Annotated in this window: 23 protein-coding genes; 11 read left to right on the forward strand and 12 right to left on the reverse strand. The window is 57.5% G+C overall.

Annotation, left to right across the window (positions count from 1 at the left end):
• Nucleotides 1-32 precede the first annotated feature (32 nt).
• Both NHF56_RS18100 and NHF56_RS18105 read left to right on the forward strand, forming a co-directional pair.
• Nucleotides 33-1121: a D-alanyl-D-alanine carboxypeptidase family protein gene (locus NHF56_RS18100; RefSeq protein ID WP_252807168.1), complete on the forward strand. Its 1089-nt coding sequence runs from the start codon at nucleotides 33-35 to the stop codon at nucleotides 1119-1121.
• Between the two features lie 8 nt (nucleotides 1122-1129).
• On the forward strand, nucleotides 1130-2227 hold the full coding sequence (locus NHF56_RS18105; RefSeq protein ID WP_252807170.1) for a GTP-binding protein: 1098 nt from the start codon (nucleotides 1130-1132) through the stop codon (nucleotides 2225-2227).
• A gap of 13 nt (nucleotides 2228-2240) precedes the next feature.
• Here the strand turns inward: NHF56_RS18105 and NHF56_RS18110 are convergent, their stop codons facing one another.
• From NHF56_RS18110 to NHF56_RS18130, 5 genes are all read right to left on the reverse strand, one after another.
• Nucleotides 2241-2474, reverse strand: a complete 234-nt coding sequence (locus NHF56_RS18110; RefSeq protein WP_252807173.1) for a sulfurtransferase TusA family protein — start codon at nucleotides 2472-2474, stop codon at nucleotides 2241-2243.
• Nucleotides 2474-3664 (reverse strand): L,D-transpeptidase family protein, encoded by a 1191-nt coding sequence (locus tag NHF56_RS18115; RefSeq protein ID WP_252807175.1) that lies wholly within the window; start codon nucleotides 3662-3664, stop codon nucleotides 2474-2476. Before NHF56_RS18115 ends, NHF56_RS18110 begins: the two co-directional genes overlap by 1 nt.
• A 207-nt stretch (nucleotides 3665-3871) precedes the next feature.
• Nucleotides 3872-4819: an acetyl-CoA carboxylase carboxyltransferase subunit alpha gene (locus NHF56_RS18120; protein WP_252807177.1), complete on the reverse strand. Its 948-nt coding sequence runs from the start codon at nucleotides 4817-4819 to the stop codon at nucleotides 3872-3874.
• 44 nt (nucleotides 4820-4863) lie between these two features.
• Nucleotides 4864-5811: a site-specific tyrosine recombinase XerD gene (gene xerD, locus NHF56_RS18125; RefSeq protein WP_252807179.1), complete on the reverse strand. Its 948-nt coding sequence runs from the start codon at nucleotides 5809-5811 to the stop codon at nucleotides 4864-4866.
• A 12-nt stretch (nucleotides 5812-5823) separates the two neighbouring features.
• Nucleotides 5824-5979, reverse strand: coding sequence for a hypothetical protein (locus NHF56_RS18130; protein ID WP_252807181.1), 156 nt, complete (start codon nucleotides 5977-5979; stop codon nucleotides 5824-5826).
• A 71-nt stretch (nucleotides 5980-6050) separates the two neighbouring features.
• On the opposite strand from NHF56_RS18130, the gene NHF56_RS18135 reads away from it, so the two are divergent.
• Genes NHF56_RS18135 through NHF56_RS18145 form a run of 3 tightly spaced genes read left to right on the forward strand, consistent with a single transcriptional unit; the run spans nucleotide 6051 to nucleotide 9059 of the window.
• Entirely contained in the window at nucleotides 6051-6650 is a 600-nt protein-coding gene (locus NHF56_RS18135) for a shikimate kinase (protein ID WP_252807183.1), read from the forward strand.
• Complete coding sequence (gene aroB / locus NHF56_RS18140) at nucleotides 6640-7761, forward strand: 3-dehydroquinate synthase (RefSeq protein ID WP_252807185.1); 1122 nt, start codon at nucleotides 6640-6642, stop codon at nucleotides 7759-7761. The genes NHF56_RS18135 and aroB overlap by 11 nt, the downstream gene beginning before the upstream one ends.
• Nucleotides 7761-9059, forward strand: a complete 1299-nt coding sequence (locus NHF56_RS18145; RefSeq protein ID WP_252807349.1) for an HlyC/CorC family transporter — start codon at nucleotides 7761-7763, stop codon at nucleotides 9057-9059. Before aroB ends, NHF56_RS18145 begins: the two co-directional genes overlap by 1 nt.
• Before the next feature lie 86 nt (nucleotides 9060-9145).
• Here the strand turns inward: NHF56_RS18145 and NHF56_RS18150 are convergent, their stop codons facing one another.
• From NHF56_RS18150 to NHF56_RS18165, 4 genes are all read right to left on the reverse strand, one after another.
• On the reverse strand, nucleotides 9146-9319 hold the full coding sequence (locus NHF56_RS18150) for a DUF1328 domain-containing protein (protein ID WP_252807188.1): 174 nt from the start codon (nucleotides 9317-9319) through the stop codon (nucleotides 9146-9148).
• Nucleotides 9320-9518: 199 nt separating this feature from the next.
• Nucleotides 9519-10001 carry a DUF2852 domain-containing protein gene (locus NHF56_RS18155; RefSeq protein WP_252807190.1) on the reverse strand — a complete coding sequence of 161 codons (483 nt, stop codon included), beginning with the start codon at nucleotides 9999-10001 and terminating at the stop codon, nucleotides 9519-9521.
• A gap of 107 nt (nucleotides 10002-10108) precedes the next feature.
• Nucleotides 10109-10747, reverse strand: a complete 639-nt coding sequence (locus NHF56_RS18160) for a TetR/AcrR family transcriptional regulator (protein WP_252807193.1) — start codon at nucleotides 10745-10747, stop codon at nucleotides 10109-10111.
• A 30-nt stretch (nucleotides 10748-10777) separates the two neighbouring features.
• Entirely contained in the window at nucleotides 10778-11059 is a 282-nt protein-coding gene (locus tag NHF56_RS18165; protein WP_252807195.1) for a BolA family transcriptional regulator, read from the reverse strand.
• Between the two features lie 124 nt (nucleotides 11060-11183).
• On the opposite strand from NHF56_RS18165, the gene NHF56_RS18170 reads away from it, so the two are divergent.
• The 3 genes from NHF56_RS18170 to cobT all read left to right on the forward strand — a co-directional run bounded on the left by NHF56_RS18170 (nucleotide 11184) and on the right by cobT (nucleotide 14774).
• Complete coding sequence (locus NHF56_RS18170) at nucleotides 11184-11810, forward strand: J domain-containing protein (RefSeq protein WP_252807198.1); 627 nt, start codon at nucleotides 11184-11186, stop codon at nucleotides 11808-11810.
• A 66-nt stretch (nucleotides 11811-11876) separates the two neighbouring features.
• Entirely contained in the window at nucleotides 11877-12866 is a 990-nt protein-coding gene (cobS, locus tag NHF56_RS18175; protein WP_252807200.1) for a cobaltochelatase subunit CobS, read from the forward strand.
• A 9-nt stretch (nucleotides 12867-12875) separates the two neighbouring features.
• Entirely contained in the window at nucleotides 12876-14774 is a 1899-nt protein-coding gene (gene cobT / locus NHF56_RS18180; RefSeq protein WP_252807202.1) for a cobaltochelatase subunit CobT, read from the forward strand.
• 21 nt (nucleotides 14775-14795) lie between these two features.
• On the opposite strand, the gene NHF56_RS18185 is transcribed toward cobT, so the two are convergent.
• Entirely contained in the window at nucleotides 14796-15122 is a 327-nt protein-coding gene (locus tag NHF56_RS18185; protein ID WP_252807204.1) for a hypothetical protein, read from the reverse strand.
• A 168-nt stretch (nucleotides 15123-15290) separates the two neighbouring features.
• On the opposite strand from NHF56_RS18185, the gene NHF56_RS18190 reads away from it, so the two are divergent.
• Entirely contained in the window at nucleotides 15291-16283 is a 993-nt protein-coding gene (locus tag NHF56_RS18190) for an esterase-like activity of phytase family protein (protein WP_252807206.1), read from the forward strand.
• Between the two features lie 65 nt (nucleotides 16284-16348).
• On the opposite strand, the gene NHF56_RS18195 is transcribed toward NHF56_RS18190, so the two are convergent.
• Complete coding sequence (locus NHF56_RS18195; protein ID WP_252807208.1) at nucleotides 16349-16987, reverse strand: queuosine precursor transporter; 639 nt, start codon at nucleotides 16985-16987, stop codon at nucleotides 16349-16351.
• A 123-nt stretch (nucleotides 16988-17110) separates the two neighbouring features.
• Nucleotides 17111-17401 (reverse strand): 50S ribosomal protein L28, encoded by a 291-nt coding sequence (gene rpmB, locus NHF56_RS18200; protein WP_252807210.1) that lies wholly within the window; start codon nucleotides 17399-17401, stop codon nucleotides 17111-17113.
• Nucleotides 17402-17663: 262 nt separating this feature from the next.
• Here rpmB and NHF56_RS18205 point away from each other — a divergent pair, with 262 nt between their 5' ends.
• Nucleotides 17664-18437, forward strand: a complete 774-nt coding sequence (locus NHF56_RS18205) for a DUF3108 domain-containing protein (RefSeq protein WP_252807212.1) — start codon at nucleotides 17664-17666, stop codon at nucleotides 18435-18437.
• Nucleotides 18438-18470: 33 nt separating this feature from the next.
• Entirely contained in the window at nucleotides 18471-19346 is an 876-nt protein-coding gene (locus NHF56_RS18210; RefSeq protein ID WP_252807214.1) for a DMT family transporter, read from the forward strand.
• Nucleotides 19347-19353 lie beyond the last annotated feature (7 nt).

The raw sequence follows: 19353 nt of genomic DNA on the forward strand, positions 1-19353 counted from the left end.
GTGGAAATAAACAAGCTGGCATTGGGGTGTAGATGACTTTTTCCGGCGGCAGAATTGGCTTCAAACTTCTTTTTGCGGTGCTGCTTTCGACCTTCGTGGCAACGAGCGCCTTGGCGCGTCCTCACATTCTCGTTGACGTGAGAACGGGAAAGGTTCTGGAGCACAAGGAGGCGTTTCAGCGGTGGTATCCTGCATCGCTTACCAAGATCATGACGGCCTATTTGGCATTCAGCGCCATGAAAGCGGGCAGGCTGCGTCCAGACAGTCCCGTTGTCATGTCAAAACACGCCGTCAGCCAGCCGCCCAGCAAGATGTATTTCAAGCCCGGTGATACGCTGACGCTCGATAGCGCCCTGAAAATCCTGCTGGTCAAATCCGCCAATGATATTGCCGTTGCCATAGCCGAAACGGTTGCAGGTTCGGAGCAGACCTTCGTCGATCTGATGAACAGTGAAGCCCGCCGTATCGGCATGATTTCATCGCGCTTCGTCAATCCGAACGGCCTGCCGGGTCAGGGGCAGTATACCACGGCGCGTGATCTCGCCGTCCTGTCGGTTGCGGTGCGCCGCGAATTTCCCGAATACGCGCATTATTTCGCAGTCGAAGGCGTGAACACCGGCAAGAAGCAATATACCAATTACAATCTGCTGATTGGCCGTTTTCGCGGCGCAGATGGCATGAAAACCGGCTATATATGCTCTGCAGGCTTCAATCAGATTTCGTCTGCCACGCGTGGTGGCCGCACGCTTGTGGCCGTTGTTCTGGGTGCTGACAGCCTGGGCGGGCGGGCCGACTTGTCTGCCGATCTTCTGGAAAAGGGCTTCCAGATGTCCGGTGGGAGTGGACCAACGCTTGCCGGGCTTGCGCCTTATGGTTCGGGCCGGGATGTGGTGATGGATATCCGCGACCAGATCTGCACCAAGGAAGCACGTCAGGAGCGGGCCGAAAACCGCGATGAAGCGGGCCGCATGGTTCTGCATTCGGCCTATATCAGCGAATTTTCCGGAAAGCCGGATTTTGCCTTTACCGGGCTCATCGCCACCGCAAAACCCGTGGCGGCTGATGGCGGCCCGAATATCCACCGGGTGCCGATCCCGCTTCCGCGTCCGGCAAATTTTTGAGTTTGAGCATGCTGCCACATTTGAAAAGCATTCCGGTTTCCGTCATCACCGGCTTTCTTGGCGCGGGGAAATCGACGCTTCTGAACCGGCTTCTGAAGGATCCGGCACTGAAAGATACTGCCATCATCATCAATGAATTCGGTGATGTGGGGATCGACCACATGCTCGTCGAAGTTTCCGGCGATCAGATGGTGGAGCTTTCCAATGGCTGCCTATGCTGCACGGTGCGCGGCGAGCTGGTCGATACGCTCGCCAATTTCGTCGACCGGATGCAGACCGGCCAGATGGCGCCGCTTTCGCGAATCGTGATTGAAACGACCGGCCTTGCCGATCCCGCACCCGTTCTGCAATCGATTATCGGCAATGTGGTGATTGCGCAGAATTTTCACGTCGACGGGGTGATCACGGTTGTCGATGCTGTCAATGGCATGCGCACGCTGGAGCATTTGGAAGAGGCGGTCAAACAGGCCGCCGTTGCTGACAGGCTGGTGATTTCGAAGCAGACGCTTGCCGAACCCGAGGCTATCGCGGCGCTGGAAGCGCGCTTGCGCGAAATCAACCCGTTTGCGCCGTTCATCGATGCCGACGGTGACGAAGCGGCGGCGGGCAGCCTTTTGGCTGCTGGGCCATTTGATGCGGCCAACAAGAGCCCGGATGTGGCGCGCTGGCTGGGCGAAGAGGAAGCCCACGGGCACCACCACCATCATCACCATCACGATGTCACCCGGCATAATGATCGCATACGCTCCTTTTCCATCGTACACGATGAACCGCTCGACCAGGCCGTCATTGGCATGTTCGTCGATCTCCTGCGCTCGGCGCATGGGGACAAGCTTCTTCGCATGAAGGCGGTCGTGAAACTCTCCGACGATCCCTCACGCCCGCTCGTTCTGCACGCCGTTCAAACCGTGATGCATCCGCCCAAACGGCTGGAAAAATGGCCCGATGGCGACCAGCGCACGCGCATGGTCTTGATCACGCAGGACCTGCCGGAAGCCTTTGTACGTGAACTCTTCGACACATTTATCGGGAAGCCCCAGACCGACCGCCCGGACCGCCAGGCGCTGGAGGACAATCCGCTTGCCGTGCCGGGGATGCGGTTTTAGGTTTCGGCGGCGATCACCCGCCCTTGCGGATCAAAAAACGGTGGCTGCTTTCGAGCTTTTCGGTTTTTTCCAGGCTGTGGCCGTCTTCGTTGCAAAAGTGGGGGATGTCGATGACGGCGAGGGGGTCGGTGGTTTCGACCTCCAGGCGGTGGCCGGGCTCAAGGCTACGCATTTTCTTGCGGGCCTTGATGACGGGCAGCGGGCATTTCAGGCCGCGCAGGTCCAGCCGCACGGGCTCGTCCGTCATTATTTCTTACCGAAGGAGAAGAGGTCCCAAAGCTTGTTTCTGGGCTCCTGCTTCTGTTCTTCCTGCAAGGCAGTCGGATTGGCTTCGGGAACGGGCACTTCCGCCACCTGGGCAGTGGTCTTGGCCGTTTCCTCGGCTGCCTTTTGCGCCAGCTCGCGATTGGCCTTTGCCTCAGCCTCGGCTTGCTGCTGTTCCTGAAGCTCCTTGATTCTCACGAGCTTTCCGGCTTCGAGCGCGCTGCCGGTCGGGGCGAAGGCGAGGTTGTCCTTGTGCTGGGCGCGCCATTTGGCAACGAGCGCCTTGCGTTCGGCCTCGGTCGGTTCATCCCAGATGTAGCCGTCATATTTGCGTTCGGCGGCAGCAAACTTCTTTTCATATTCCTGCTGGTAGGCCGTGTAGGCACTTGCGAGCGCAGGCGGTGTCTGAAGCTGTGCGGGGCAAGCGCCGCGCGGGTTCAGGCCATTGGCGCCCATCTGGTTGAAAACATACTTGTTTTCGCAAACCGCGACTTCCGGCGGGCGATGGGTGAGCTCGAAATAGTCGTAACCGATTTTCAGCATCTTCCAGAATTCGTAATGTTCCGACTTGGCATGGCGCGCCATGTTTTCCGGCGTCATGCGGAAGGGCAGCGCCTGGATCTGGAAGGAGCGCTGACCGCCGTCGAAGGCTTCCTTGGCCAGCGCATAGATTTCCTGCATCTGCAGGTCGGTCATCGAATAACAGCCGCGCGAGGAGCATGCGCCATGGATCATCAGCTCACTGCCGGTGCGGCTGAGCGAACGGTCGAAGGCGTTGGGATAGCCCATATTGATCGACAGGTAATAATTGGAATAGGGGTTCATCAGGCCGGGCGTGATGTCGTAGAAGCCTTCGGGCGCCTGGCGGTCGCCTTCCTTCTTCTTCGGACCGAGCATGCCGGACCAGGCGCAGATCTTGTAGTCCGTGACCATTTCATAACGGCCATTGGGCTTGGACTTCCAGACTTCGAGAACGCCTTCTTCCTTGAAGATGCGGATCATGATCGGCGCATCGCGCTTCATGCCCAGCGCCGCAATCTTGTTGCGCGTCTTGGAGGAAATGCGGATTTCCTTGTTCTTGAGGCTGGTGACGTCGAGTGTGTCCTGTACACAGGACGTCATGACCGTTGCCATGAGCAGAAGCGCCAAGGCTGTAATGAACTGCTTAATCACGTGGCTGCCCGTAAGACCCATTCAAGCCGGTTTGTTGGTGCGAATATTCGGCGTCCAACATGAAGGCTTTATAGTTTATATTTCCTTACCTCGGAATGACTTTGCATCTGCTTTTCACGAAATCGTGTACGCGCAATGTCCCCATCATCTCCAAACATGGCAAATGTGTTGAAGTTACGGCAATTCAGGGGCTTTGCGGCCGGGATTTCAGAGATTTCGGCCGATCGCGAGGAATTTCTTGCGGCGGTGGCTGCGCAGGTCCTCGACCTTGGCCAGTTCTTCGAGTGCTTCTGCAATCGTATCGCCGGCGGCCTTGATGACGGCCTGCGGATCGCGATGGGCGCCGCCCACGGGCTCGGGGATGATCCCGTCAATCACGCCAAGTTCCTTCAGGTCTTCGGCAGTGATCTTCATATTGGTGGCCGCTTCACGGGCGCGGGCTGAATCGCGCCACAGGATCGAGGCGGCCCCTTCCGGCGAAATCACGCTGTAGACGGAGTTTTCCAGCATGAAGACCTTGTCGCCGGTGGCAATCGCAATGGCACCGCCGGAACCGCCTTCGCCGATGATGATGGAAACGAGCGGAACTTTCAGGTTGAGACAGGTTTCGGTGGAGCGGGCGATCGCTTCCGCCTGGCCGCGCTCTTCAGCGTCCATACCAGGATAAGCGCCTGCCGTGTCCACAAGGGTGATTACCGGCAGGCCAAAACGCTCGGCCAGTTCCATCACGCGGATGGCCTTGCGATAGCCTTCGGGGCGGGCGCTGCCGAAATTGTGTTTGATGCGGGTTTTGGTGTCGTTGCCCTTTTCCTGGCCGATGACGGCAACAGGCTGGCCGCGGAAACGCGCAAGGCCGGCCTGAATGGCGGCGTCTTCGGCAAAACCCCGGTCACCGGCAAGTGGCGTGAAGTCTTCAAAAAGCGCATTCGCATAATCCACGAAGTGCGGGCGCGAGGGATGACGGGCGACCTGGGTCTTCTGCCATGCGGAAAGCTTGGAATAGATATCTTCCATGGCTTCCTGAACACGGGCTTCCAGCCGCGCAATCTCGTCTTCGGTATTGACGCTCTCATCCTCTTCGGCGAGCTTTTTCAGCTCTATGATTTTGCCTTCGAGGTCGGAGATCGGTTTTTCGAAATCGAGGTAATTGTGCATGTCGCCTCTTCCGCTTTTTACGCGCGTACTTTGAAAACGTGCCCCTAATCCCGCTTTTTTGCCTGTTTGGCAAGGGGGTGATGTTCCTGAACCAGCCTATGAAGCCTGTCTTCAAGCACATGCGTATAGATTTGTGTTGTCGAAATGTCGGAATGTCCAAGCAATTCCTGCACGGCGCGCAAGTCGGCTCCGTTTTCCAGCAAATGGCTGGCAAAGGCGTGGCGCAGCACGTGTGGGGAGATGGCGCTGGCGCGAATTCCGGCGCGCGCGGCCAGCGATTTCAGGTCGCGGGCAAAGACCTGTCGCGGCAGGTGGCCTTCCTTTGATCGCGAGGGAAAAAGAAACGGGCTTTCGCGCTCTTTTTCTGAGGCTTTGGCCTGCATTTCGGCACCATAGGCTTTCAGCGCGGCCATTGCCGGACGCGATAAGGGGACGAGCCGTTCCTTGGAGCCCTTTCCCTTGATGACCAGAAACCGCCCCTCGGCATCCAGAACCTTGGCGGGCAGGGTCACGAGTTCGCTGACGCGCATGCCAGTGGCATAGGCAAGTTCCAGAAGCGCGTGCATGCGCAGACGCTCCAGTTGGCCCGGACCTGTCTTTGCGGCTTCCTGCTCGGCCTGTGCAATCAGCCTGTCGACGTCTTCCGTCGATAGTGTTTTTGGAAGGGGTCTCGCCTTTTTGGGGGCATCCAGAATGCTGGAGGGATCGTCTGTTCGAATATTTTCGGCGTATAGGAACTTGTAGAACTGGCGAAGAGCCGAAAGCCGCCGCGCCTGTGATGACGATGCAAAACCCTGACCGGCGAGATTGCTCATATAGGCGGAAAGGTCTGCCGATGCGGCGTCGGTGAGGCGGGTGCCGCGGTCCATGAGGAAAGTCCGTGCATCGTCGAGATCGCGCTCATAGGATAAAAGCGTGTTGCGGGCCGCACCGCGTTCGGCGCTCAGCATCTCCAGAAAGGCTTCGATATGGGCAGCGGAAAGATCGGCCAAGGCCTCTGGTCCCTATTGGTTGGGTCGCTCATTCACCCGTTCAGACGGAATGCGAATGGTTTTCTCGCGCGGTGTCGGCTGCACGCCGTAGACGAGCGCCAGCATAATGGCATATATCGTGCCCGCGATAACAGCGCACCAGAACAAAAACCTGAAAAGGGTAGGCATTCACGTCTCCAGAGGGTAGACCAGAGCCTATATGAAGTGCACGAAGCATTAAGGCAAGGTTACGAGTTGAGATGGCGCCCGTGAGCCAAACGGAAATTGCAAGAAAAACCCGCGAATTGCTGGGCGAGCGTAATCTTGTTTTCGTCGGATTGATGGGCGCAGGCAAGACGGCGATCGGCAAGATGGTTGCCGCGGAGCTGGGGCTGCCGTTTGTCGATTCGGACAAGGAAATCGAAACCGTTTCGCGCATGTCGATCAATGATCTGTTTGCCAATTACGGCGAGCCGGAATTCCGGTCGCTGGAAGCCCGCGTGATCTGCCGGCTGATCGACAATGGTCCGAGGGTGGTTTCAACCGGTGGCGGGGCCTTCATCAATGATGAGACCCGCAAGCTGGTGAAGGAGCACAACGCCATTTCCGTTTGGCTGGATGCGGATCTCGAATTGTTGTGGACTCGCGTTTCCAAGCGCAGTTCAAGGCCGCTCCTGAAAACGGAAAATCCGAAACAGACGCTGAAGACCTTGTTGGAAACGCGCTACCCGATCTATGCGCTTGCCGATGTGCATGTGAAATCGCGCGATGTGAAAAAGGAAGAGGTCGCCAACGATGTCATGGCGGCTGTTGTCGCCTATCTTGAGGGCGTGAAGGAAGAAACAGTCGATGCCGAATGATGCTGCGCGCAAGGTGCGTGTTTCGCTGGGTGAACGTTCCTATGACATTCTCATCGGGCCGGGGCTGATTGCTGCTGCCGGAAGCGAGATTTCCGCGCGGCTGAAAGGCCGGCGAATTGCGGTGATTACCGATCAGCATGTCGGGCCGGTTTATCTGCCGGGTTTGACAGAGAGCCTTCAGGCGGAAGGTTTCGAGGTCTCTTCGCTCACCCTGCCGCCGGGCGAGAAGACGAAAGCCCATGAATTTCTGATGCAGGCGTGCGATGCCATTTTGTCGGCGCGCATTGAACGCGGCGATTCGGTTGTAGCGCTTGGCGGCGGTGTGATCGGCGATCTGGCGGGGTTTGCAGCCGGCATCGTGCGGCGCGGATCACGCTTCATCCAGATACCGACATCACTGCTGGCACAGGTGGATTCCTCCGTCGGCGGCAAGACGGGGATCAATACCAGCCACGGCAAGAACCTCTTGGGCGTCTTCCATCAGCCGGAGCTGGTGCTGGCGGATACGGATGTTCTAAACACGCTGTCTGAACGTGAGTTCCGCGCGGGTTATGCCGAGGTTGCCAAATATGGCCTCATCAACAAGCCTGATTTTTTCGCCTGGCTTGAGACGAACTGGCGTGATGTGTTTGCCGGTGGAGCGGCCCGCATCGAGGCGATTGCGGTCAGCTGCCAGGCGAAGGCCGATGTGGTGGCGGCGGACGAGCGCGAAAGCGGCGAGCGCGCCCTTCTCAATCTCGGCCATACGTTCGGGCATGCGCTGGAGGCTGCGGTGCAATATGATGGGGCGCGGCTGGTGCATGGCGAGGGTGTGGCCATCGGCATGGTGCTGGCGCATCAGTTTTCCGCGCGCATGAACCTTGCAAGCCCTGATGTTGCTGCCCGCGTGGAGAAGCACCTGAAAGAGGTGGGTCTGCCGACAACCATCCAGCAGATTCCAGGCGACATGCCATCGGCAGACAGGCTGATGGACGCGATTGCCCAGGACAAGAAGGTTTCCGGCGGTGCATTGACCTTTATTTTGACGCGGGGGCTTGGTCAGTCTTTCATCGCCAAGGATGTGCCACCATCTGAGGTGAAGCGTTTTCTTGAGGAAAAACTGGAGACATGATGGGCGAGAGCATCATCGCATTTCTGGCAGATTATTGGGTATCCATTGTTTCAATCCTCGGATTGATCTGCCTGTCAGGCTTCTTTTCAGGTTCTGAGACGGCGTTGACCGCGGTGTCGCGGGCGCGCATGCACTCGTTGCAAAATAACGGAGAAGAGCGGGCCGGCATTGTGAACGCTCTGATTGAGCGGCGTGACCGGCTGATCGGCGCATTGCTGATCGGCAACAATATCGTCAATATTCTGTCTTCGGCGCTCGCCACCAGCCTGTTTCTCGGCCTGTTTGGTGATTCCGGTGTGGCCATTGCAACACTTGCGATGACGGCGCTTCTGGTGGTCTTCGCCGAGGTGTTGCCGAAGAGCTGGGCGATTGCTTCGCCGGACCGGTTTGCGCTTGCCGTTTCGCGGCCGATCCATGCTTTCGTGCTGGTTGTGGGGCCGCTTTCGAGCGTGGTGAACTGGCTGGTGCGCAAAATTCTGGGCATTTTCGGGTTCACGCTTGCAAGCGACACATCCATGCTATCGGCGCATGAAGAAATTCGCGGTGCGGTGGACCTCTTGCACCGCGAGGGTTCGGTGGTGAAGGCCGACCGCGACCGGCTGGGCGGTATCCTTGATCTGGGAGAACTCGAAGTTTCCGACGTCATGATCCACCGGGTGGCCATGAAGGCGCTGAATGCCGATGACCCGCCGGAAGTGAATGTGCGTGCAGCCCTTGATAGCCCCTATACGCGCATGCCGGTGTGGCGGGGTTCATCGGACAATTTCATCGGTGTTCTGCACGCCAAGGACCTGTTGCGCGCAATGGCGGATGTGGATGCCGATCCGACCAAGATCGATATTGTCAAACTGTCGCAGAAGCCGTGGTTTGTGCCTGATACGACCAACCTGAAAGATCAGCTCAACGCATTTCTGCGCCGCAAGATGCATTTTGCCATCGTGGTGGACGAATATGGCGAGGTGCAGGGGCTGGTAACGCTGGAAGATATTCTGGAAGAGATCGTCGGCGATATTTCCGACGAACACGATCTGGATATTCAGGGCGTTCGTCAGGAAGCAGATGGTTCGATCGTGGTGGATGGCGGCGTACCTGTGCGCGACCTCAACCGTGCGCTCGACTGGAAGCTGCCGGACGAAGAGGCGACGACGATTGCCGGGCTGGTGATCCACGAATCGAAATCGATACCCAAGGAGCGCCAGGCGTTTACCTTCTACGGCAAGCGTTTCATCGTGATGAAACGGGAGAAGAACCGGATTACGCGATTGCGCATCCGGCCTGCGGTGGATGGTGATCTTTAGAGTGTGGCGCGTTCAATCGCCCTCGATTGAACGATAACGTAACTGCAGATGTAAGGCCCGCCGATGAGCGGGCCTTTTGCCGTTGATCAGGCAACGATTCCGACGCCGAGGAATGCCAGCACCAGGAAGATCAGGAAGATCGCGATGGCGATAAAGAAGAGGATTCGCGCAATGCCACCGGCTGCGGCAGAGATACCTGTGAAGCCGAAGAGACCGGCGACCAGCGAGATGACGAGAAAGATCAGTGCCCATTTCAGCATGATGTTTATTCCTTCCGGCTTGCAAGGCGACCCGGCAAGCGACCGGGCGCTTATTCAACATAATCGTGGTCATAACGTCGTGGCTGGGATTTGGTTCCCTTTGTCGTCACAGGAAGGCTACAGTTGAGACATGAAAAACCCCGCATTCAGCCTGAATGCGGGGTATACCTTTGACCTGAACGCCGGTCTCTGAACAACATTAAACGCTGGGGACAGAACCACCATTGTGGTTGCCATCGTTATTGTCCTGCGTGGTGTTCGGATCGACCACGTTGCGGCGGCTGGCCATGAACTGGTCGAACTCGGCCTTGTCGCGGGCCTTGCGCAGGTTGTCGAGGAACTCGTTGAACTGTTCCTGCTCTTCCTCAAGACGGCGCAAGGTTTCAGCCTTGTAGTCGTCAAACGCGCTGTTGCCGCTGGGGGCGGTGGCTGCGTGATAGCGGCTGCGCTCGCTGCGCCACATGTTGCGCATCTCGCGTTTGCGTGCCCGCCACTCTTCCTTGTAGGCGCGCCACTCGTTCTTCATTTCACTCGCATGACCGTATCTGCAGCTCATTCTTCCGCTCCATATTGTGTAGGCCAGGATGGCAAGTCCGAGAGGCCAGAAAATGATGAAACCGACGATCATGGTTGCAATCCATGCAGCCCTGCCGCCCTCATCAAGTCTCGAGGCGATGTGCATCTCTGTCTCCGTTGGTGTTAATGTTAATAACATTTACATAAATGGATAGCGCGAAGCGAGAGTCAAGGGTTACCAAGTCGATTTTTGCGTGATTTCGCAGCAGGCGGTCAGGTTTGGCCGGAATATCCGAGACCGTCGAGATAGATGATGACACCGGATTCGAGCAATTCTTCCGGTTTGACGGGCAAATTTCGCCGCGCGGTATCACCGCGCAGGAACAGCGATGCGATGCCGTGGGTCATGGACCAGATGTGGAGTGCAATCATCAAGGCAGGCGCGCGCCGATCCGGCGGCAAAATGGCGTGGACCTCTGTCGCGGCAGTCCGCAGCACGTTGAAAGCGCGATCGCTTTCACGTGAAAGCGCCGGGCTTGAACCATGGGCAATGCCGGCCTCGAACATGGCCGCATAATGGGATGGTGCCTTGCGGGCGAAATCGAGATAGGCCTCTCCGATATCCAGAAGTTTCTGCATGGGGCCGTTGTTGCTCTTGGCGCTTGCGTGTTCGAGCTGGCCGGCGAAGGCTTCAAAGCCCTGTTCTGCAACAGCGGCCATGAGGCTGTTGCGATCCTTGAAATGGCGATAAGGCGCGGCAGGGCTGACACCTGCCATGCGGGCAGCTTCCGAAAGCGTCACACCATCGGAGCCGTGCTCATCAATCAGCTTCAGCGCGGCCTCGATCAAGGCTTCGCGCAGATTGCCATGGTGATAGCCACGCTTTTCGCGCGATTTCCGTTCTTCGCTCATGTTAGGTATATTTACATTGCTGGCTGGGGATTACCAGCGTGTTGGTTCGCCGGGGGCGGCTGCTTCGACAGCCAGCGCATGCAGGCCATCCTTGAATTCTGCGTTCAGCGCATCATTTATGGCACGGTGGCGGGCAACGCGGCCCATACCTTCGAAAGCAGCGGAGACAATGCGCACGCGCATGTGGGTTTCCGGACCTTCTTCTTCGGGCGGGCGGTGGCCGGCGTGAAGATGGCTCTCGTTGATGACAAAAAGCCGCTCGGGATGAAAAGCAGCCTGAAGTGCCGATTCGATGTTTTCCTGTCTCGTCATATCCTGCTTTTAACCGCTATTCCGGGTTTTGGAAATGTTGCGAAAAATGGTCCCACAAAGCCAGTAACATTCGCCTTTGTCAATTCTTGTTGTTCTCGGCCAAGAACCCCATAATTGGTGCCTAATGAAGATTGATTCCAAATATTTCGACAAAATCAGAACGCGCAAGCCGAGAGCGGAGCGGGAAGCCGAGCCCATTGCGCCGACATGTCAGTGGGACGGCTGCAACGAACCTGGCAAACACCGTGCACCGGTGGGGCGAAATGCGGAAGGGGAATATTTTCTGTTCTGCTTTGAGCATGTCCAGAAATACAACAAGGGCTACAATTATTTCTCCGGCCTCTCCGACAGCGAGATTGCACGCTACCAGAAGGAAGCCATTACCGGCCATCGGCCGACATGGACGATGGGGGTCAACAAGTCCTCCAAACACGGGCCGTCCCAAAGCGATCTGAAATCCGGCTCGGCAGGTGCCTATCGGCGCGTGAATGATCCGTTCAATTTTTTCAATGAGTCGGGCAAAAAACAGAGGCCTGAACCGCGCCAGCGGAAGCTGAAAGCGCTTGAGAGCAAAGCTTTCGAAACGCTCAGCCTTGACGCAAATGCAACATCTGCGGACATCAAGTCGCGTTATAAAGCGCTTGTCAAAAAGCACCATCCAGATGCAAATGGCGGTGACCGTGGGTCTGAAGAACGATTTCGTGCCGTTGTTCAGGCGTACCAATTGTTAAAACAGTCTGGTTTCTGCTAAGCGAAAACGATACGAAAGCAAGATGACAGTTAGCGGGCTTTGTTGTTGCCCGCCCTTGGAGTAGTGATGAGCAAGATTGATCTTGAGATTACCAACCTGCCCGATACCACCGTTTCCGTTCGTGAGGTTTTCGGCATCGACAGCGACATCAAGGTTCCGGCCTATTCTGAAGGCGATCCTTACGTTCCCGATCTCGATCCCGATTATCTGTTCGACAAGGACACCACGCTCGCCATTCTCGCCGGTTTTGCTCATAACCGCCGCGTGATGGTGTCCGGCTATCACGGAACGGGTAAGTCGACCCATATCGAGCAGGTGGCAGCCCGGCTCAATTGGCCTTGCGTTCGCGTAAACCTCGACAGCCATGTCAGCCGTATCGATCTCGTGGGCAAGGACGCCATCGTTCTGAAAGACGGCAAGCAGGTGACCGAATTCAAGGACGGCATTCTGCCCTGGGCCTATCAGCACAATGTTGCGCTCGTTTTCGACGAATATGATGCCGGCCGGCCGGATGTGATGTTCGTGATCCAGCGCGTTCTGGAATCCTCCGGTCGTCTGACGCTGCTCGACCAGAGCCGCGTTATCCGTCCGCACCCGGCTTTCCGTCTTTTTGCGACCGCCAACACGGTGGGCCTTGGCGACACGACCGGCCTTTACCACGGCACGCAGCAGATCAACCAGGCGCAGATGGACCGCTGGTCTATCGTAACCACGCTCAATTATCTTCCGCATGATAATGAAGTCGATATCATTCTGGCCAAGGTGAAGAGCTTCAACACCAAGGAAGGCCGCGAGAAGATTTCCGCCATGGTGCGCGTTGCTGACCTGACCCGTGCATCCTTCATCAACGGCGATCTTTCGACCGTGATGAGCCCGCGGACGGTGATCACATGGGCGGAAAATGCAGAAATCTTTGGCGATATCGCCTTTGCATTCCGCCTCACCTTCCTCAACAAGTGTGACGAGCTGGAGCGCGCTCTGGTGGCTGAACACTATCAGCGCGCATTCGGCGTTGAGCTGAAGGAAAGTGCGGCCAACCTCGTTCTTTCCGCTTAAGAGGACGACATGGCAGGCAAAGGCGACAATTCCAGAGCCAAACCCGGCGGTCCGGTGGATACCGAACCGTTGCGGCGGGCGATTTCGGGTTGCGTGCGGGCGATTGCAGGCGATCCGGAGGTGGAGGTTGCCTTTTCCACTGAGCGCCCCGGCATGGCAGGTGGGCGCATTCGCTTGCCCGAAATCAGCAAACGCCCGACGGTGCGCGAAGTGTCGCTGGCCCGCGGGCTTGGCGATTCCATGGCGCTCAGAAAAGCCTGCCACGAGCCGCGCGTTCACGCCGTTCTTTCGCCGCAGGGTGACGATGCGCGGTCGGTGTTCGATGCTGTTGAACAGGCGCGTGTGGAATCCATTGGCGCCAACCGCATGGCCGGTGTCGCTGACAATCTGGCCGTGGCGCTGGACGAGCGTCTATCGAAGAGCAATTTCGGTTCTGTGACCAAGCGCGAGGAAGCGCCGCTGAATGAAGCGCTGGCGCTTTTGGTGCGCGAAAAACTGACGGGCCGCAAAGCACCCCAGTCCGCCGGAAAGGTGGTTGAACTCTGGCGGGAGTTTATCGAAGACAAGGCGGGCAAAGATCTCGATGCGCTTCCGCAAGCAATCGACGATCAGGAAGCCTTCGCAAAACTCGTGCGCAGCATGCTTTCTTCCATGGATATGGCGGAAGAATACGGCGACTACGACCAGGACGATGACGATCAGGACAACGAGTCCGATGACGATCAGCCGCGCTCTGAGGAAGAAAACCAGCAAAGCGCCGAGGAAGAAGCCGGCGACGATTCATCGCCTGCCGAAGAGAATGAAGCCTCTCAGGAGCAGATGGACGATGGCGAAATGGACGGCGCGGAGATTTCCGACGACGACATGATGGAAGAGGGTGAGGACGATTCTGAAACGCCCGGCGAAACCAAGCGCCCGAACCATCCTTTCGACGATTTCAACGAGAAGGTCGACTATCACGTCTTTACCCAGGAGTTTGACGAGGTGATTGCCTCCGAAGAGCTTTGCGACGAGGCAGAGCTTGCGCGTCTGCGCGCCTTTCTCGACAAGCAGCTGGCGCATCTTCAGGGTGCCGTTGGCCGCCTTGCCAACCGTCTGCAGCGCCGCCTGATGGCGCAGCAGAACCGCTCCTGGGATTTCGATCTGGAAGAGGGCTATCTCGATACTGCGCGTCTTGTGCGTATGGTGATCGATCCGATGCAGCCCTTGTCGTTCAAGATGGAGCGGGACACGAATTTCCGCGATACGATCGTGACGCTGCTGATCGACAATTCGGGCTCCATGCGTGGTCGTCCGATTACCGTTGCTGCGACCTGTGCCGATATTCTGGCGCGCACGCTGGAACGCTGCGGCGTGAAGGTGGAAATTCTGGGTTTCACGACCAAGGCCTGGAAGGGCGGTCAATCGCGTGAGAAGTGGCTGGCCGAGGGCAAGCCGCAGTCGCCGGGCCGTCTGAACGATCTGCGCCACATCATCTACAAGTCCGCCGACACCCCCTGGCGGCGCGCACGCCCGAATTTGGGTCTGATGATGCGGGAAGGGCTTCTGAAGGAAAATATCGACGGGGAAGCGCTGATCTGGGCGCATAACCGGCTTTTGGCGCGCTCGGAGCAGCGGCGTATTCTGATGATGATTTCGGACGGTGCGCCGGTGGACGATTCCACGCTGTCGGTGAACCCGGGGAACTATCTGGAGCGGCACCTGCGCGCGGTCATCGAGCAGATCGAGACAAAATCGCCGGTCGAGCTTCTGGCCATCGGTATCGGCCACGACGTGACGCGCTATTATCGCCGCGCCGTGACCATTGTGGATGCCGACGAGCTGGCAGGCGCGATGACGGAGCAGCTCGCCGAGCTTTTTGCTGATGAAAGCCAGGCAGGCGGTCGGCGGACGCGCCGCGCAAGCTAGGTCAAGTCTAACGGTCCCGGATCAACTCTCCAGTTCCTGCCGGGCAAGTTGACTTGCCAGCGCGGTGGTCGGAGACTGCGGGGTATTATCGTTGTCGACCACGCCGGTCAGCCGCATTTTCACGTATTCCTTGATCTCTTCTTCAATCCTGGCGCGCTCATCTTCGCTGAGTGCGGCAAGGTCCTCTTCGGTCATGTCGTGGCTGGCGAGATATTCCGCGCGGATCCTTTCAGCCGGCGACATGTCCTGCCAATCGAGAAAGAACTGTTCGACCTGTTCAGCTTTGGCCTTGGCCTTCTCCTGGCGGGAGGCGGTGGCCGTAATGTCCTGCGTCATGCTGGCATACATTGCGATGTCCTCAATCATTAAGGGTTGAATACTTACGGTACAGCCTATGAAAGCAGGCGGAGCTTGGCCGGGGCTTTCGCGGAAATTTGGGGTGGCACGGGTTTGGCGAAGCGGTTAAGCAGGGTTGTGGGAATGCGTATTGAACTTGAATCGGAAGGGAAATGCCGAATGTGGCGCAATTTGAAGCCTTTGGCTTGTTCGGCGTTTGCAGCTGTTCTGATGCTTCAACCGGCTTTTGCGAGCGATAGGACGATCAGCGCCAATGTGATCGACTATTTCCAACCGGGCTCGAAAGCGACGAAATTCGGCAAGGCGGAGTTTATCGGCGGGATTGAACTCGTTTCCAGTGATGGTTCGCTGGGCGGCTGGTCGGCTCTACGGCTAAGGCCTGATCAGAAGCATTTTGTCGGCGTTCTCGACACGGGTGATTGGATTACCGGCGCGATCGTTCGCGACACTGCGGGAAAGCTCTCGACACTTTCTGACGTGCGGATCAGCCCTATCCTGGACAAGCGGGGACGTGTCGGCAATGAGCGGTGGCGGGTCGATTCCGAGAGCGTTGCGTTGCGCAGGGGGCAGGTTCTCGTCGGATTCGAGCGCGCGTATCGGATCGACGCCTATCCTGATCCCGGCTTTGAGACCGCGCGGCCCGTTGGCAGCCTTGATATGCTTATCAACAAGAAGCAGCTGGAGGCGAACAAGAGCACTGAAACTGTGGTTGTTGCACCGGCGTCAGGACCGCTGAAGGGCAGTCCGGTGACCATCATGGAAGACAGCCTCAACAAGGACGGCAATTTTCTGGCTGCCGTGCTGGAAGGGCCGCGCAAGGGCATCTTCTATGTGAAGAAAAAGTCGGCCTATGCGGTGACGGATGGAGCGTTTCTGCCGAATGGCGACCTCTTGATATTGGAGCGGCGCTTTGGCCTGACAATGGGCATCGGCATGCGTATGCGCCGCATCAAGGCCGATACGATCAAGCCCGGTGCGACTGTGGACGGCGACGTGGTTCTGGAAGCCGATTCCGGCTATCAGATCGACAATATGGAAGGGCTTGAGGCCTTTGCGGCGCCAGACGGCAGCACGCATGTGCTGGTGGTGTCCGACGACAACTTTTCGCTTTTGCAGCGAACCCTGATGCTGGAATTCAGGCTTCTTCAATAAATAAAAAGCCGCAGAGCAGGACGCTCCGCGGCAAAGGATCAAATGCTGCTGTTTTGATTTTGAACTCAGGCAGCTTCTGAAACAGGCATCGGCTTTACCAGGCTCATGACTGCGCCATAGGGCAGCAGCATGACAAGGCCGACAATCATCTTCACGGCAAAATCGCCCAGCGCCCATGAAACCCAGCGGGGCGCTTCCATTGCGACAATCCCCAGGATGGGAGCGGAGCCGATGGCGAAGTCATCATTTGCGCCGATGAAGGCAAAAGGGGAGGCAAAGGCGAGCGAGAAGAAGATCGCCGTATCCAGGGCCGAACCGAGGAGTGATGACAGCAGCGGTGCTTTCCACCAGCTCGAGCGGCGAAGTCGGTTGAAAACGGAAATATCCAGAAGCTGCGCCAGCAGGAAGGCAGAACCGGAGGCGACGGCAATGCGCGGTGTGGACGCCCAGATGGAAAAGGCGACCGCAATTGCGAAGCCTGCTACAACCACAAGACGGGCGGCACGGGGGCCGAACTGGCGATTGGTCAGGTCCGTGACCAGAAATGCCACCGGATAGATGAAGGCGCCATAGGTCAACAGATCGGCAAGATTGATGCCGAAAACAGTGCCGGGAATCGGAAACTGGACGAGGAAATTGGATGCCACGACCACAAGAGTCATGAGGGCTACGAAGGGCAGGGTGCGTGAAATCGTATTCAGCATTTTTTTATCCTGGGTGATGCCACCAGTTGGAGTGAACAAACCGGATGCCTTGCATGGACGCAAGGAAAAAGGCTCGAAGCGTCTGCTTCAAGCCTCACATTCCGTATGATTTAAGCGCTTGAATTAAGCGGCTTCTGCCAGCTTCTTGGCAACCTGACGCTTCAGCAGGCGCGCACGCATGCTGAGTTCGTCGTCTTTTGCCTTCAGCAGGAACTGGTCGAGACCACCGCGGTGCTCAACAGTGCGAAGCGCTGCAGCCGAAACGCGAAGACGGTAACGCTGGCCGAGTGCATCGGAGATCAGCGTAACGTTGAGCAGGTTCGGAAGGAACCGGCGTCTCGTCTTGTTGTTGGCGTGGCTCACATTGTTGCCAGACTGTACGCCCTTGGCGGTCAATTCGCAAACACGCGACATGATAACACCTTTGTTTTAAGGACCTTGAGGCAACAGGCTTCCGGTGCCGTAACCAGCGCCAACCTTCTCAGTCCTGATTGGAAAGTTGCGGTTCTATAGTCACACTGGCGGCAGCAGTCAAGACAGTCGTGGCGATTCAGGCAAAAATTGCCGGTTCATGCTGCATTCAGCTAAGTCGGCGCATAAATACCGCATTGTGTTAATATCGCCAAACGGTCGTTTGACCGTCAGGCGAACAACTTGCAGATTCGGACAAAGTGCGATGAAGACATCATCTCTTTCCTTTTGCCTCGCCTTGGCAGTCATGGTCCCGGCGCAGGCGCTTCCGGCAACGCGAGCAAGCGTAACCGACTATGCCATCACCATTTCGGGGCTGCCTCTGGCGAAGGCTTCGTTCAAGACCAGTATCGACGGGCGGGATTTCCGCATCGCCGGAAACTTTTCAACCGTAGGACTTGTGAATGCCTTCAAGAAGTGGAGTGGTTCGGCTGCGGCCAATGGCAAGGTGAGCAATAGCGGCTTTCAGCCGGATTCTTATCGAACCACCTACAAGATCGGCAAGGCCGAGCGCGGTTTCGAAGTGGCCTTCTCGAACGGAAATATCACGAAATTTTCGCGCACACCTGAGCGCGACGCTTTTCCCGCCGAATGGGTGGCGGTCAGCAAATCGGACCTGCGTGCAATTGCGGACCCCATGACAGCGTTGATCCTGCCGGCAAGTGGCGGCAGCGTGTGCCGCGGCACCGTGCCGGTTTTCGATGGGGAAACACGCATGGAGCTCAACCTGTCGCCGAAGGGCGAAACGACCTACCGAAAGGGAAAGGTGGCAGAAAAGGTGCAGGTTTGCCGCGTCGATTTCAAGGTCAAATCCGGCTACCACAAAGGCCATAGCGATCTGGAAAAGGTCCAGCAGTCCAAGGGCTTTGAGGTGTGGCTTGCGAAGTCGCCGATTGCCGATGTATATGCCCCGGTATACGTGAAAATTCCAACGCAATTTGGAACATTGGCTATATCTGCAACCCGCTTCGGAAGCTGACTCTGGCCAAAACAAAGCCGGCCGGGGGCAAAGATGAAGAGCGCGACGTTTATCGGGTTTACCGCTGTCCTGATGTGGGCGTTGCTCGCACTTTTTACTGCGGCATCGGGTTCGGTGCCGCCGTTTCAGCTCTCGGCCATGACCTTTGCAATCGGAAGCCTGCCGGGTATTGTCGTTTTAATTGCTAGGCCTGAGCGGCTGGTGCTTTTGAAGCAGCCATTCATCGTGTGGCTGATCGGTATTGGCGGACTTTTCGGCTATCACTTCCTCTATTTCACCGCGCTTCGAAATGCACCGGCGGCTGATGCCAGCCTGATTGCCTATCTGTGGCCACTGTTTATCGTCTTGGGTTCGGCACTGCTGCCGGGCGAGCGGCTTGGGTGGCACCACATTGTGGGCGGTCTCTTGGGGCTTGCAGGCTCGGTACTGATTGTTTCACGCAATGGGGTGCAGCTGGATGGGGCTTATGTCTTCGGCTATCTGGCCGCCTTTGCCTGCGCCTTTTTCTGGTCCGGCTATTCGCTTCTGTCGCGCCGTTTCGGGCAGGTACCGACAGAAGCGGTGACGGCCTTTTGCATGGCGACATCTTTTTTGTCGCTGATCAGCCACCTGGCTCTGGAAACGACCGTGTGGCCGCAAACCGGGGGCGAGTGGCTTGCCGTGCTTGGCCTCGGGTTGATGCCGGTGGGGCTTGCCTTTTACACGTGGGACTATGGTGTGAAGCGCGGCAACATCCAGCTACTCGGCGTGTCCAGCTACGCTGCACCGCTGCTTTCCGTTCTGGTGCTGATTGCTGCCGGTTTCTCCGAGTTGACTTGGCGGATTGGCGGGGCGGCGCTGCTGATTACGCTGGGAGCATTGCTAGCTGCCAAAGACATGCTGTTGCGCAGGCGCCGTATGGCTCCTTGAGTCCGCT

The sequence above is a fragment of the Rhizobium sp. L1K21 genome (assembly GCF_024055895.1).
GTDB lineage: Bacteria > Pseudomonadota > Alphaproteobacteria > Rhizobiales > Rhizobiaceae > Ensifer_A.